Genomic DNA, 13750 nt, shown 5'->3' with positions numbered 1-13750 from the left:
CGCCGGGCTGCACTATGGGATCAGGGACGGGACATATCTATGCGCATCTGCATTTTCGGCGCGGGCGCCGTCGGCAGCCACATCGCGGTTCGGCTGGCACGCGCCGGTCATGACGTCTCCTGCGTGATGCGCGGGGCGCATCTGGAGGCGGCCCGTGCCAACGGCCTCAAGCTGCGCGTCGGCGATTCCGAGGTCACCGCCAAGGTGAACGCCTCCGGCGATCCGGCCCAGCTCGGTCCGCAGGACGTGGTGATCAGCACGTTGAAGGCGACCGCGCTTCCGGGGCTGGTTTCCAGCATCAAGCCGCTGCTGCAGGACGACACCGCGATCGTGTTCGCGCAGAACGGCATTCCCTGGTGGTACGGGATCGGCCTGCCGCCGCGGCACCCGACCCCGCCTGACATTTCGTTCCTCGACCCCGGCGGACGCCTGCGCGCCTGCATTCCGAAGGAGCGGATCATCGGCGGCGTCATTTTCTCCTCCAACGAGGTGGTCGCGCCCGGCGTGGTGCAGAACCTCTCGCCGGACCGCAACCGGCTCCTGATCGGCGAATGCGACGACCGCAATTGCGAGCGCATCACCAGGCTACGCGGCGTCTTCAACGACGCGCGGCTGGAATCGCCGCCGGTGGCCGAGATCCGCGAGGCGATCTGGTCGAAACTGCTGATCAACATGTCGCTCTCGGTGCTGTGCCTGCTCACCGGCCAGACCTCGCGGGGCGTCCGCGACGACCCGGCCTTCACCGAGGTCATCCCGCGCATGCTGAACGAGGCCAATGACATCGCCCAGCACTTCATCCCCGAGGTCAAGCGCGTCACCCGCAGCGGCCCCGCCCCCAACCACAAGCCGTCGCTGCTGCAGGATTACGAGCTCGGCCGCGCCATGGAAATCGACGTTCTGGTGAAGGCACCCGCCGCCTTCGCCCGCGCCGCCGGCCTGTCGACGCCAACGCTCGATCTGATCGCTGCGCTGGCGATCCAGAAGGCGCGCGACAAGGGGCTTTATTCCGCGTGAAGCTCAGCCGAGTCGGTCGATCCAGGCGGTGAGCGTGTCGAGCACCTCGGTGAGCGCCTCGTCATTGCTGCGGCCCGACTTCTTCAGCACCGCGAAGGAATGATCGCCGCCTTCGACTTCATGCAGCGTCGCCTTCGCACCAAGCGCCGCGATCACCGGCCTGAGGAGGCCGAGATCGGCAAGTCCGTCGCGCGTGCCCTGCAGGAACAGCATGGGGATCTCGACGTCGGCGAGATGCGCGGCGCGCTCCGTCGACGGCTTCTTGGCGGCATGCAGGGGAAAGCCGAGGAAGGCGAGCCCTTTGACGCCAGGCAGCGGCGCCTTGGACTGCGCCTGCGAGGTCATGCGCCCGCCAAACGATTTTCCACCCGCGACGAGCTTCAATCCCGGGCACAGCCGCGCCGCCTCCGCGACCGCCGCGCGGATGGTGGCCTGCGCAACGGCCGGCTGGTCGGGACGGCCCTGCTTGTTCTCCATATAGGGAAAATTGAAGCGCAACGTGGCGATGCCGCGATCGGCAAGGCCCGCCGCAATCCTGTCCATGGACACATGCCGCATCCCCGCGCCCGCACCATGCGCCAGCGCGTAACAGGCGCGCGCTGCGTCCGGCTGCGTCAGGATCGCCGAGACCGCGCCGATCCGTTCGACGTCGAGCTTGAGCTCGTTGGTTTTGACGGCTTGGGTTTTGACAGCCACAATCAACCATCCTGACAGACGCGTTTCCGGCGGCCTTGGTAGCGTCACCGGCGCAGCTTGAAAACACAATAATTGCCGCGGCCGACTGGCCTACCAAGCCGGCAATCCGAACCAATCGAGGTGACCATGTCCTACCGCTCCTCCTGGATGACCGAAGAGCTCGATGTCTTCCGCGACCAGTTCCGGAAATATCTTGCCAAGGACCTGGCGCCGCATGCCGAGAAATGGCGCGCGCAGAAGATGGTCGACCGTTTCGCCTGGCGCGGGCTCGGCGAGATGGGCGCGCTGCTGGCCAGCGTACCGGAGGAATATGGCGGCCTGGGCGCGACCTTCGCCTATGACGCGGCGGTGCTGGAGGACCTCGAAAGCACGGTGCCGGAGCTGACGACCGGCGTCTCCGTGCACAGCGCCATCGTCGCACACTACATCCTCAACTACGGCTCGGAGGAGCAGAAGAAGCGCTGGCTGCCGAAGATGGCCTCCGGCGAGATGGTCGGCGCCATCGCCATGACCGAACCCGGCACCGGCTCGGACCTCCAGGCCGTCAAGACCACCGCGAAGAAACAGGCCAATTCCTACGTCATCAACGGTCAGAAGACGTTCATCACCAACGGCCAGGCCGCCGATCTCATCGTCGTCGTCGCCCGCACTGGCGATGTCGGCGCAAAAGGTATTTCCCTGATCGTGGTCGAGACCGCGGGCGCGGACGGTTACAAGCGCGGGCGCAACCTCGACAAGATCGGCCTGCACGCCTCCGACACGTCGGAGCTGTTCTTCGACAACGTCACCGTGCCGCCGGAAAACCTGCTCGGCAATGAGGAAGGCAAGGGCTTCGTCCAGTTGATGCAGCAATTGCCGCAGGAGCGCCTCGCGCTCGCGGTCGGCGCCGTCGCCGCGATGGAGCGCGCGGTCAGGCTCACCACCGAGTACACCAAGGAACGGAAGGCGTTCGGCAAGCCGCTGATGGACTTCCAGAACACCGCCTTCACGCTCGCCGAACGCAAGACCGAAGCGACGATCGCGCGCGTCTTTGTCGACTGGTGCATCGAGCGCCTGATCGCCGGGGATCTCGACACCGTCACCGCGTCGATGGCGAAATACTGGTGCTCGGACAAGCAGGTGCAGACCGCCGACGAATGCCTCCAGCTGTTCGGCGGCTACGGCTACATGCAGGAATACCCGATCTCGCGCATCTTCATCGATTCCCGCATCCAGAAGATCTACGGCGGCACCAACGAGATCATGAAGCTGCTGATCGCGAGATCCTTGTGAATCAGTCGCTGTGGCCGTGGACGACGCCGCTCAATTCGGATGCCACCAGCGACCGCCGATGACGACGCCTTCCGAGACGATCTTGCGGTCGCCGGTCAGGTGCTCGCCGACGACGTCGACATAGTCGAACTGGCCCTGCCTGACCGTAACAAGCGTGGCGTCGCCGACGCTGCCGGGCTTGAGGCTGCCGAGCTCGGGACGCCGCAACGCCATTGCGGCGTTCACCGTCGAGGTTGCGATCACATCCGACAGCTCCATGCCCATGCACAGGAATTTCGACAGTGTCGTGACCTGGTCGAAGGCCGGACCGTCGATGCAGAGCTGGTGGATGTCGGACGAGATGGTGTCCGGATAGAAGCCGTTGGCGAGCATCGCGCGCGCGGTCTTGAAGGCGAACGAGCCCTTGCCGTGGCCGATGTCGAACAGCACGCCGCGTTCGCGCGCGTCCAGCACTGCTCTCTTCACCGTGCCTTGCGCGGTCGCCGGCGTGTTCGGGAAGGGGCGGAACGCATGGGTCAGCACGTCGCCGGGCCGCAGGCGCGCCAGCACCTCTTCATAGCTCGGCGGCGGATGGTCGATATGCGCCATCAGGGGCATGCCGACCTCGTTCGCGACTTCGAGCGCGATGTCGAGCGGCACCGCCCCCGAGGTGCCCGAGGAGTGCAGGCCCACGCGCACCTTGATGCCGACGATGAGATCGCGGTTGGCGTCGGCCACCTTGGCCGCCTCAACGGGATTCATCAGCCGCAGCTCCTCGCTCTCGCCGACCATGATCCGGTGCGAGAAGCCGAAGATGCCGGCATGCGAGCCGTGCAGGTAAGCGAGGATGCGGACCTGGCTCGGCTCGATCACGTGCTTGCGGAAGCCGGCGAAATTGCCGGGACCGGCGCTGCCGGTATCGACCGCGGTGGTGACGCCGGAGAGCCGGCAGAATTCCTCGGCATCGATGCCGAGCGAAGTACCGCCCCAATAGACGTGGGTGTGCAGATCGATCAGCCCCGGCGTCACGATGAACTGCGAGACGTCGCGCACATCCGTGCCCGGATCGGCCTTGAGCCCTGAGCCAATTGCGGCGACCTTGCCGCCCGCAAAGGCGACATCGGTCACGGCATCGAGCTTCTGGGAGGGGTCAACGACCCGTCCGCCGCGCAGGATCAAGTCGAACGGCATCGTCATCTCCGGATTGCGCGGTGAGGCTTGTGAATGTCAGCCAGGAAGGCTCCTCACCGCCTGTAGCAATGACCGCCTGTAGCAATTTTTGAGCCGGGCAGGCAAATTGCGCGGACAGTCCCGCCGAATGGCAGCACTGCCGCAGATTTTGGAGACCTCACCATGAACCGGATTTGGAAACGACCCGCAAGGCTGGCATGGCTCGCGGGCCTTGCCTGTGTGCTTGCAGCGGTCGCGACACCGGTTCTGGCCGAGGACAAGCCCGGCGACATCAAGGGCACGACGCTCGATCCGACCGCGGACAACGTCGCCGCGACCTGGAGCAAGGTCAATCTCGTGCTGCCGGCCTCGCTCACCGGCCGCGAACGCTGGCAGGGCGTTCCCTCTGCCGTGCCCGAAGTAACCGGCAAGGCGCCGCTGGTCGTGCTGCTGCATGGATCGAGCGGGATCGCCCCGGCCATCAAGGATTTTCAGGTCTGGCTCGCCGACACGCTGGGGCTCGCCTCGGTCGCGCCTGACAGCCTCGCGATTCCGGACCGGCTGACCTACGTCTCGCCGGTTCCGGTCGAGATTTATGAACGCGTCCACGCGCTGCGCCTTGCCGAGCTTGCACATGCACTGGAGGCTTCGAAGACATGGGCCTGGGTGGATCGCGCCCGCATCGTCATCGCCGGCACCAGCGAGGGGGCGGTCGCGGTCAGCCGTTATGCCGGTTCGGAGAGCGTGGCGCGCCTGATCTATTCATGGTCCTGCGAGGCCAACTACTTCGTCGATGGTCCACGCCCGGGCTTCGGCCCCGAGCAGCCGGTTTTCAATGCGATTTCGGCGCGTGACCCCTATTTCTCGCCGAGCAATCCCTGGAACAAGGACTATTCGGTCACCGGCACGTGCGCCGGCGCGCTGAAGGGCAATCCTCAGGCGGTGGTCTTCGTCGTGGATGCGGAGGTGCACACCATCCTCAATCGACCTGACGTGCGCGAGGCGACATCACGCTTTCTCACAAGCGTCCTGAAGCCGTAATGGCGATCCCGGCATGACTCGAACATGCGACCTACGGTTTAGGAAACCTTTTTCAGATCAATAATGTCAATAGCTTAAGTCCATCGTGTTGCAAATGTGTTGCATCGAGGGACCATGGCAATCATTCGGGCGCGGCCCAGACCACGAGCGGCCGCTTCGCGCCAAGTGGCCTTACCGCCATGTCGACACAAGAAAATTGGCGTCGTGGGACCCGGGAGTTGGCCTTGCTATTGCGAGGTTCTGAGACGTCCAGGTTGCACGACGCAAGCATGCAGACGTGAGCTTGCGGCGAGCTAACCACGGCCTCGGCATGAGGATGTTGGTCGGCACCGCCTACATGAAGCCCGGGTTGCGCGGAAGATACTGGGCCCAATTGCCGAATTCGCGCGACGACATCAGCAACATCGGAAACTTAATCCGCATTCCGTGCTCCAACGCGGTGTTGAGAGCCGCCGCGCTTGCGCCAGGTAGGAACGCCGATACCCGCGGCGAGCCGCTCTCTGTTGCCAAGTGCAGCGCCGTCCTGAAGGCGGGAGCGACGGCGTGAGGTTCCATGACCGCGAGCGGTCCGATGTGTCCGCCCGCGTCCAGGTAAGCGTAGCCAACCCAATCGCTTCCATCGTAGAGATTAATCCCTCTCGCCCCACTATCGTTGATGAGGTAGCGGTGATGCTTTATGCGCGACACGCCAAGCACCCGCTCGTCCGCTTGCGCGAGGCGATCGAGCGTCAAAGCATCGTCCTCGAGCGGCGTGACATCGAATTGCGGGCCGCTCAAGCTGCCGATCAACTGCTCTCGCGACGTACTGACGCTGTAGATTGGAAATCGCGGAAGCAAGCCGTGGCGAATATAGAGCCCTTGCGAGACGGTATTGAAGCTGAAGGTGATGAGCACCCTGTTGGAGGCGCCCGATTTCTCGGCATGTTCCAGAGTCCGCTTGATGAGCTCGCTGCCGACGTTCTGCCCCTGGTGATCGGGCGACACGAACAACTGCGCCAAAAACCACATGTCGCCGCAGACCCAACTCCACGCGAAGGCAAGGATCCGGTCGTCGTCTTCGGCCACCCATAAGCCGTCGGGGTCGTCCTTCAGGGAAAACAACTGAAACTTCGGTGAGGAGGAGACGGCCATGGGTCCGAAACCATGCCGCTCCGTAAGATCGTTGATGCTGGAGACGACGAGGGCATCGGCGAGTTCCAGATCCTGCGCGCGCGCCGGTCGGCAAATCACGGACATCGGGCAACTCCGTCAGAAGTAAGGTTCAAAACCTCGCCGTACCAGGATTGAGCCCGAGGGCCAACCGGCCTGCAATAATGTAGTTGTTCGGACTCATCGCGATATGCTTCGCCGCGGCACGCACGTCACGAGCCGCGCGCTCGAGCGCGCAAGTCTCGAAGATGGCCGCAGCGCCTGCGCTGGCGGCCAGCATGTCGGTGACGGTCATCGCAGCCTCCGCCGCATGGGCGTTGGCGATCCGAACGTTCGCGCGCGCATCGACGAGTCGTTCGCCGCCCGTATCGGTCGCGGCTATCAGTTCCGACATGGTATCCATCAGGAAGGCGCGGGCGGCGCGAAGCATCGCTCGCGTCCGACCGACCGTCGCCTGAACAATTTCGCGATCGCGCAGAAGTGCCCGGGTGCCGAGGCGGCTTTTCTGACAGGCAAGCTCCGCGAACGAGGCAATGGCGCCAGACGCGATGCCAAGCGGAACCCCGCAGATGCTCCACGCGAACACTGATGACGGGGGCATCCGATAAAGCAGTCCGGGTTGGGTCGGCTGCAGTCCAAGAAAGGGATGGGCATGAGCTGCTGGCACGAAAATATCCCGTGCCTCGAAATCGCAACTTCCGGTGCCGCGCAGTCCGGAAACATGCCAGTTGTCGAGGATCGTCACGTCACTCTGGCTGAGATAGCAGCAGATAAGAGGCGAATCGGGGTCCTCGGGCTTGGGGCTGGCCAGCACCATGAAGCGCATCGCGTGATGCGCGCCGCTGCCAAATGGCCATCGCCCGGAAACGCAATAGCCGCCGTCGACGGGGGTCGCCGTACCGACCGCACCGGTCGAGCTGGCGACAAAGATACGCCTGTCGGCAAACCAATCGCGTGCGACGGCTTCACCAAGATAGCCGCCGATCCGGCTCATGCCGCCGCCGTTGCCGACGAGCCAGCCCACCGAGCCGTCTAGCGCCGAGGCAGCCTCGACGACGCGCATGAATTCGACGGGAGACAGTTCGGGCCCGCCGAGCGCTTCGGGTAGCCATAGGCGGAACAACCCTGCATCGGCCAGCGCCTCGAAAACCTCATTGGGCAATCGCCGGCCGCCATCGAACCCGTTGCGCTGCGCGGCGATCATCGGGGCCAGTGCCCGAACGGCCTCCAGCGCCCTGCAAACCGGATCGGAGGCACCGGCAACCATAGACGGCACGGGATGGGTGATCAGATCAGACTGCGCCATAATCATCGGCCTCCACCGCATTGTTGGGATCGCGTATCTGGCGCAGCTCCTCAAGCTGTCAGCGCCGTCGCAGCATCACCGCCCGTTTCCCCGGCGGTCCTGAATCTGTTCCGAAATAGTTGCAAATTCCCCAGAAAATGTAATCTCTAGGGCCATGGCGACGATCCATAAATTCGGTCCCTACCGCCTCGACGCGGACGCCGAGATGTTGTTTCGGGAATCCGAGCCGGTCGTGCTTGGCCGCCGCGCGGTGACACTACTTCGCCTGCTGGTCGAGCGCGCAGGAATGCCAGTTTCCAAGGACGCATTGATGGAGGCAGCCTGGCCGGGGCTTGCAATCGAGGAGAGCAACCTCACGGTGCAGATCGCCGCCTTGCGGCGCACATTTGCTGACATCGACGGGGGTGCGGCCTGGATCGAAACGTTGCCGCGCCGCGGCTACCGCTATATCGGGCCGCCGGTTACGACCGGATCCGAAGTCGGCCCGCCCGCGTCGCCGGTGTCTGCGGGATCTGACAAGCCGTCGCTCGCGGTTCTTCCGTTTTCGAATCTGAGCGGCGATCCCGCGCAGGATTATTTTTCCGACGGGATCACGGAAGACATCATCGCCGAATTGTCGCGGTTCAGGTCGCTGTTCGTTGTCGCCCGTCATTCCAGCTTCACCTACAGGGGCAAGACGGCCGAGATCAAACGGGTCGGCCGCGAACTCGGCGTCGGGTACGTGGCCGAAGGGAGCGTGCGCAAGATCGGCAGCGGGGTGCGGGTGACGGTCCAGCTTCTCGACGCCGCGAGCGGGTACAACCTCTGGACCGAGCGTTACGATCGCGAACTCGAAGACATCTTCGCCCTGCAGGACGACATCGTCCAAACGATCGTCGCAGCGCTGCCTGGCCGGCTGGAGGACGCCGGCCGCGACATCGCCAGACGCAAGCCGACCTTGAGCTTTACGGCTTACGATCTGGTTCTGCTGGGAAACGAGCGCTGGCGACAGTTGACCGTGAAGGGGATGGCTGAGGCCAGGGAGTATTTCCGACGCGCCGTCGCGCTTGACCCGCAATATGCCCGCGCCCGCGCCAACATCGCTTGGACCATCGTCTGCGACGTGTTTCTCGAGTCGCCTGCCGCAGCTACTCTGGATGAGGCGCATCGCGAGATCGAGAGCGCGCTCGACATCGACGACGGCGACGCCTGGTCTCATGGTGTCTTCGCGCAGCTGCTGTTCCTGCGGAACCAGGACGACAAGGCGGAAATCCATTTCAGCCGGGCGCTCGCGCTCAATCCAAACGACGCCGACGTCGCGGCCATTTTCGCGAATATTCTGGTCTATTGGGGGCGGTGGCAGGAGGCGCTCGCATGGATCGGGATGGCCAAGCGGCTCCATCCCTTTCCGCCCAACCTGTACCATTGGTATCACGCGCTCGCCCTTTATTCGGGGCACGAGTACGAACAGGCGGTCAAAGCGTTGATGGAGGCGCGATCCCTCGATAGGTGGTCGCACGGCCTCCTGGCGGCCTGCTATGCGCAAATGGGGGCGCTTGGCGACGCGCGATCCGAAGCGGAGGCGTTCGTCAGCGAACGGTATCGTGAACTGAATGCAAATGGCGAACCCGCGCCCGCGAACTCCCTGGACCTCGCCCGGGCCCGCGGCGAAAGATATCGCAATGCCGCTGACCGCGAACATTTCCTCAGTGGGTTACGCAAGGCAGGTCTCACAGGCTGATATCGCTATCGAAAGCAGAACTTTGCCTCTTGCTGGCATCAAAGGGACCTACGAACAGTGTGTTCAAACCGGCCGGCTCGCAGAAAAAGCGGTCGGCGTCTTCCGTACGTATCCGATCTTTGTAAAAGCCATTTTGTATACCGCCGTCTTAGCCGTCTCACCTTATCGAACCACGAGAGATTTTCGGCCCCACCCATGACGAAACGACCTGTTTCAACCAACGGCCGCCTTGCGCCAGAAGCGGAAGTCGCACGATCGATCCTATCAACGAACGTTCTGAGAATGGTACGAAATCGTCAACGCGGCATCCAAAGGCCGATCCGCATACGACCTACGAAAAATGGCAGCAAGTTCTACCACCGGCTCACATATCATTCGCAGCAACGCTCTTGCTTGGAGAGATCTCGTCAGGCCTTTCTACGCGGCAGCGGAGCGATCATCGAGACCCGTTTGCGGTATTCAATGTAAGCCTCGCCGTGAAAGCTGACGAGATCACGCTCTTCCAGCAGGAAGCCGATCAAAATGTAACCGGTCGTCGAAATTGCAAAGAGCAGGTGCCCTGCTGTCTTGGTCGGCGTGGCCCAGAAGGCCAACAGAAAACCGAAATAGATCGGATGACGAACCACCCTGTAGAACAATGGCGTTCGGAAGCGCGGTGATTCCGATACCCTTCCTTGCCAATGCGCATAGACCTGCTGAAGGCCGAACAGGTCGAAATGGTTGATCATGAATGTGCTGAGCAGGACGATCCCCCATCCTAGCCAAAAGAAGGCATAGAGAATAGTCGCGCCGGCTGGGCTGCTCACTGACCAAATGATATCCGTCAGCGGCCGCCATTGCCAGTACAGGAGGATGAGCGCAAGGCCCGAAAGAAGCACGTATGTGCTTCGCTCCACCGATCTCGGGACGAGGCCGGTCCACCAGCGCTTGAAGTCCTGTCGTGCCATTACACTGTGCTGGACTGCGAACAGGCCAAGCAGCACGACGTCTACAATCAGCGCTTCGATCGTGACCGCTGAGGGGCCGCCGCTGTCGGTCGACTTTGGCACGACGATGTTCCCAACAAACCCGATCGCATAGAGAAAAGCAAACAAGAATAGAACGTAACAAAATACTCCGTAGACAAGTGCGGCCATGGCCCCCTCTTCAAATCATTCTCAACCCGTTAGATCAGTTCTGACAACATGCGCGCAGCGCGCGCTGCGCCGTTGCTTTCGACCGGCGCGAAGCATGTGCGGTCGGTCAAAGCGCCGATCATTGCGTCGGCAATCGTGTCCGGTGTTGACGCCGCGTAGTCCATACGTCTGCCTGCGCGGTAACGATCGAGACGATGCGCGACATGAAAATTCTGCTCGAAATGGTTTTGAAGCGGAAAATACAGAAACGGCGTACCGGCCGCCGTCAGTTCCATGCACGTGGTGAGCCCACCTTGGACGACGGCAAGGTCGCAAACCGCCAGATGTCGGTCGAGATCGGGCACGAATGAGCGCACTTCGACGCCGACTGGCGCCTTGATGGACATCGGCTCGATACGCGGACCGCCGATCACGATCATGCGCAGCTCCGGTATTCGAGACTGCGCCAGCGGATAGCTCTGCAGGATTCGTTTGATCAGGTGCGCGCCGACACCCGATCCTCCGACGGTGACGATGCACACACGTTCGCCCTGCCGGTAGCCGAGGCTTTGACGCAGATCGTCACGTGACCCGAAGGCCTGGGGGTGCTCGCCAATGATGTAGCCGGAGAAATCGAAATGCTTCGGCACCCAGTCCCGCATATCCGGGAGGTCGTCGCCGAAGGGGCGGGGGACAATGTCTTCGGGATTGCCGACGAAAATCGCCCGATCGCGAACGCCCGGATTGCGCTCGACATGTTCGATCATCTCAGCATTATAGTCGCGCGCTAGAAACGCCTCGCGATCGCCACCGCTGGCCATCGGAAGAAAGCCGACAAAATCCGTCAGCCATGCGAGCTTTGCCTTCTTCAATTCCGGATGTTCGTGCCAGAAATGGTCTATGTCCCACGCTTCGTTCGCAATGACCAACTCGTAGTCGCCATCCTCGACCGCATCCTGGAACACCATGAAATTGGCGGCCAGCACTTCATCCATTCGGCGAATCGCCTGGAACGCGTTCAGATCGTGCTCTCCCGACTCAAGCTCGATGTGCCGGGACTCGCTTGCAAGGCGAGAACTCAGGGGATGAATGCGCTCACCGACTGCCGTGAGGAGCCGGGTTACCGGGTCTTGCGCCAGCAAGTCGATCTCGAGGTCGGGGTGCAGCTTGCGCAGTTCACGGGCAATCGCGATGTCGCGTCGCCCGTGCCCAAGGCCTATCGGGGAGGATAGATAGAGAGCGCGCCTGGCCGTCGACCGCGAGCTGGGCTGTTGCCGCGGTCGGACACCGTAGAGTCTCCGATCGAGAAACTCGGTGATTGCGGTGCTAGTTGGCCGACATCTCCGCGTCCGCAGCCGTCCCCGCCTCGGCCACGGCTTTCGAGACCGCATCCACGGCGGCGCGAACGCCGTTCAACGCCGCTTCGACCGAGGTCGGGTGCTGTTGGGTGGAGGCCTGATACTGCGTGAAAAGCTGAATTTGATCGCCTACGCACGCTTCATGGCGACGATTGGGATATGGTCGCCGCAGGACTCCGGTTCATCCATGAACAGGATTGGAGGCCGGTGCATCACCGCGCAACCAGCGCCAGCCGTTGCAGCCATCCGCCCGCGAGCGTTCCGACCAGCGCGCGCACGGCGAGAGCGGCTTTGCCGGACGGTTCGGAAACTGCGCGCGCGCCGTCGCGACGAGAGAGGCGCGCCGCCCGCCAAGACGGCCGCCGTTGATCTCCGCGTGAGCGAGCCTTCACGGCAAACTCCGTCAGTTGATTGGACCAGCCCGTGCTATGGGTGGAATCTCATCCCGATGATTGACGACGTTTCGGCACGGTCATCGCGATCGCGACGATGGCGATGACAACCATCACGACGTTGAACATCAGCGCCATGCTGGCGGCGAAGCGGACGTTGACATTGTCGGTTCTTCCCATCGCAATATCCGCAATGGGACCGAGGTCTTGCAAATGGCTCAAGCCCGTAAAGATCGCAGCGGAAATCGCGACCCCGAAGGCGGCGCCGAGCGATGAGGCCATCTTGTAGATGCCGGAGGCTGATCCCGCCTTGTCCTGTGGTACGTTGGACAGAGCTGCGTCGGTGGACGGCGTGGCGTAGAGACCCAGTCCGATCCCGAACAGCGTGAATCCGACGGAGGCCGCGACGAGATATTCGCGCGCCAGCAGGAAAGTGCAGGTCGTCAGCAGAATTCCGATTGCGGTGATCCAGCAGCCGATCAGCATCGGCTTTCGCGGCCCCATCTTCTGCAGGAGTTTTTCGCCGACCCGGATCGTGGACAGGATGGCGATCAGATACCCAGCGGTCAGTAGACCCGATTGCAGGGAGGACAATCCCGCTTCTTGCTGAACCAAGGTCAATGTCACCAGCAAGGTCCCGGCTGCGCCGTTGAGCAGGAAGTTCGACAATGTCGCGCCGCTATAGGTCGTGTTTCCGAAAAGCGTGAGGTCCACGAAGCCAGAAGCGCTGCGGCTTTCGGTCCTGAGGAACAAGAACGCAGAGACGATGAAGAGCACCGTCAGAAGGAGTACCTTCGCGCTCACCCAACCGAGCGCCGAGCCCTGTCCGATCACGACGTTGACGGCAACCATAGCGACGATGAATGTGATTAGTCCGAACCAGTCGAAAGGCTTCCGTTCCGCCGTTTCGACCTTACTTTCTGGAGTGCCCCTGATCAGGAGAAAGCTCGCGACCGCCACGGCGATCGACATCCAGAAGATCCAGCGCCAACCCATCGTCGACGCAACGAGGCCGCCAAAAAGCGCGCACACACCAGAGCCGCCCCAAGAACCGATGGACCAGAAACTCAATGCCCGCTGTCGTTCCTTGTCCGTGAAATAGGCTTTGATCAACGCCAACGTCGCGGGCATGATGCAGGCGGCGGAAATGCCCTGGATGATGCGCCCCGCCATCAGGAACATCGCGGTACCGGGCGGCGAGAGCGCGATCAGAAGCGAGCCCAGGATGCTCAAGGCGAGGCCGATATTGGTCAGCTTGACCCGGCCGAATTGGTCGGCCAGTCCGCCGGCGACGACAATGAAAATCCCCGAAAACAGTGCGGTGATGCTGACCGCGATGTTGCTCTCGCTGTTGGTGATGTGCAGGTCGTCGCGCATGGTCGGCGCAACGTTCAACGTGGTCTGGGCAAAGAGCCAGAAGGTAACGACCGCCAAGACAATTCCCAGGATCAACCGGTTGGTACCTTCGTAGGCGGGTGCCGCGGCGAGGCTCAAGGTCGCGTTAGTCATTTGGACATCCTTCGCTTTTATCGAAGTGA

Annotated in this window: 12 protein-coding genes and 1 tRNA gene; 5 read left to right on the top strand and 8 right to left on the bottom strand. The window is 62.6% G+C overall.

Annotation, left to right across the window (positions count from 1 at the left end; genetic code table 11):
- The first annotated feature begins 39 nt into the window (after positions 1 to 39).
- Positions 40 to 1014 (top strand): ketopantoate reductase family protein, encoded by a 975-nt coding sequence (locus tag F8237_RS17915; RefSeq protein WP_151646689.1) that lies wholly within the window; start codon positions 40 to 42, stop codon positions 1012 to 1014.
- A 3-nt stretch (positions 1015 to 1017) separates the two neighbouring features.
- Here the strand turns inward: F8237_RS17915 and F8237_RS17910 are convergent, their stop codons facing one another.
- Positions 1018 to 1716, bottom strand: a complete 699-nt coding sequence (locus F8237_RS17910) for an alpha/beta hydrolase family protein (protein ID WP_162006105.1) — start codon at positions 1714 to 1716, stop codon at positions 1018 to 1020.
- 120 nt (positions 1717 to 1836) lie between these two features.
- On the opposite strand from F8237_RS17910, the gene F8237_RS17905 reads away from it, so the two are divergent.
- Positions 1837 to 2982, top strand: coding sequence for an acyl-CoA dehydrogenase family protein (locus F8237_RS17905; protein WP_151646685.1), 1146 nt, complete (start codon positions 1837 to 1839; stop codon positions 2980 to 2982).
- Positions 2983 to 3012: 30 nt separating this feature from the next.
- Here F8237_RS17905 and F8237_RS17900 read toward each other — a convergent pair whose 3' ends face one another.
- Positions 3013 to 4152 (bottom strand): amidohydrolase/deacetylase family metallohydrolase, encoded by a 1140-nt coding sequence (locus F8237_RS17900; RefSeq protein ID WP_151646683.1) that lies wholly within the window; start codon positions 4150 to 4152, stop codon positions 3013 to 3015.
- Positions 4153 to 4314: 162 nt separating this feature from the next.
- Here F8237_RS17900 and F8237_RS17895 point away from each other — a divergent pair, with 162 nt between their 5' ends.
- A complete protein-coding gene (locus F8237_RS17895) occupies positions 4315 to 5172 on the top strand; it encodes a dienelactone hydrolase family protein (RefSeq protein WP_244625927.1) in 858 nt (285 codons plus the stop codon).
- Here the strand turns inward: F8237_RS17895 and F8237_RS17890 are convergent.
- The 3 genes from F8237_RS17890 to F8237_RS17880 form a co-directional block, all read right to left on the bottom strand.
- Positions 5173 to 5257: transfer RNA gene (locus F8237_RS17890), tRNA-Arg, on the bottom strand. It abuts the gene before it with no gap.
- Between the two features lie 248 nt (positions 5258 to 5505).
- Entirely contained in the window at positions 5506 to 6408 is a 903-nt protein-coding gene (locus F8237_RS17885) for a GNAT family N-acetyltransferase (RefSeq protein ID WP_151646682.1), read from the bottom strand.
- Between the two features lie 25 nt (positions 6409 to 6433).
- Complete coding sequence (locus F8237_RS17880; RefSeq protein ID WP_162006104.1) at positions 6434 to 7627, bottom strand: acyl-CoA dehydrogenase family protein; 1194 nt, start codon at positions 7625 to 7627, stop codon at positions 6434 to 6436.
- Between the two features lie 154 nt (positions 7628 to 7781).
- On the opposite strand from F8237_RS17880, the gene F8237_RS17875 reads away from it, so the two are divergent.
- Positions 7782 to 9347 carry a winged helix-turn-helix domain-containing tetratricopeptide repeat protein gene (locus tag F8237_RS17875; protein ID WP_151646678.1) on the top strand — a complete coding sequence of 522 codons (1566 nt, stop codon included), beginning with the start codon at positions 7782 to 7784 and terminating at the stop codon, positions 9345 to 9347.
- Positions 9348 to 9754: 407 nt separating this feature from the next.
- On the opposite strand, the gene mddA is transcribed toward F8237_RS17875, so the two are convergent.
- Positions 9755 to 10483 carry a methanethiol S-methyltransferase gene (gene mddA / locus F8237_RS17870; RefSeq protein ID WP_151646676.1) on the bottom strand — a complete coding sequence of 243 codons (729 nt, stop codon included), beginning with the start codon at positions 10481 to 10483 and terminating at the stop codon, positions 9755 to 9757.
- A 29-nt stretch (positions 10484 to 10512) separates the two neighbouring features.
- Positions 10513 to 11457: a glycosyltransferase gene (locus F8237_RS17865; protein WP_201280132.1), complete on the bottom strand. Its 945-nt coding sequence runs from the start codon at positions 11455 to 11457 to the stop codon at positions 10513 to 10515.
- A gap of 90 nt (positions 11458 to 11547) precedes the next feature.
- On the opposite strand from F8237_RS17865, the gene F8237_RS36660 reads away from it, so the two are divergent.
- Positions 11548 to 11694, top strand: a complete 147-nt coding sequence (locus F8237_RS36660) for a hypothetical protein (RefSeq protein ID WP_201280131.1) — start codon at positions 11548 to 11550, stop codon at positions 11692 to 11694.
- A gap of 566 nt (positions 11695 to 12260) precedes the next feature.
- Here the strand turns inward: F8237_RS36660 and F8237_RS17855 are convergent.
- Positions 12261 to 13706 (bottom strand): MFS transporter, encoded by a 1446-nt coding sequence (locus F8237_RS17855; RefSeq protein WP_244625926.1) that lies wholly within the window; start codon positions 13704 to 13706, stop codon positions 12261 to 12263.
- Positions 13707 to 13750: the final 44 nt, after the last annotated feature.

The sequence above is a fragment of the Bradyrhizobium betae genome, assembly GCF_008932115.1.
Lineage (GTDB): Bacteria > Pseudomonadota > Alphaproteobacteria > Rhizobiales > Xanthobacteraceae > Bradyrhizobium > Bradyrhizobium betae.
This window is presented reverse-complemented; position numbering and strand designations above follow the sequence as displayed.

Coding starts and splice junctions, on each gene's coding strand:
- F8237_RS17915 (WP_151646689.1), top strand. CDS start 40: ATGCGCATCTGCATTTTCGGCGCGGGCGCCGTCGGCAGCCACATCGCG.
- mddA (WP_151646676.1), bottom strand. CDS start 10,483: ATGGCCGCACTTGTCTACGGAGTATTTTGTTACGTTCTATTCTTGTTT.
- F8237_RS17900 (WP_151646683.1), bottom strand. CDS start 4,152: ATGCCGTTCGACTTGATCCTGCGCGGCGGACGGGTCGTTGACCCCTCC.
- F8237_RS17885 (WP_151646682.1), bottom strand. CDS start 6,408: ATGTCCGTGATTTGCCGACCGGCGCGCGCGCAGGATCTGGAACTCGCC.
- F8237_RS17905 (WP_151646685.1), top strand. CDS start 1,837: ATGTCCTACCGCTCCTCCTGGATGACCGAAGAGCTCGATGTCTTCCGC.
- F8237_RS17895 (WP_244625927.1), top strand. CDS start 4,315: ATGAACCGGATTTGGAAACGACCCGCAAGGCTGGCATGGCTCGCGGGC.
- F8237_RS17865 (WP_201280132.1), bottom strand. CDS start 11,457: ATGGATGAAGTGCTGGCCGCCAATTTCATGGTGTTCCAGGATGCGGTC.
- F8237_RS36660 (WP_201280131.1), top strand. CDS start 11,548: ATGAATGCGCTCACCGACTGCCGTGAGGAGCCGGGTTACCGGGTCTTG.
- F8237_RS17875 (WP_151646678.1), top strand. CDS start 7,782: ATGGCGACGATCCATAAATTCGGTCCCTACCGCCTCGACGCGGACGCC.
- F8237_RS17880 (WP_162006104.1), bottom strand. CDS start 7,627: ATGGCGCAGTCTGATCTGATCACCCATCCCGTGCCGTCTATGGTTGCC.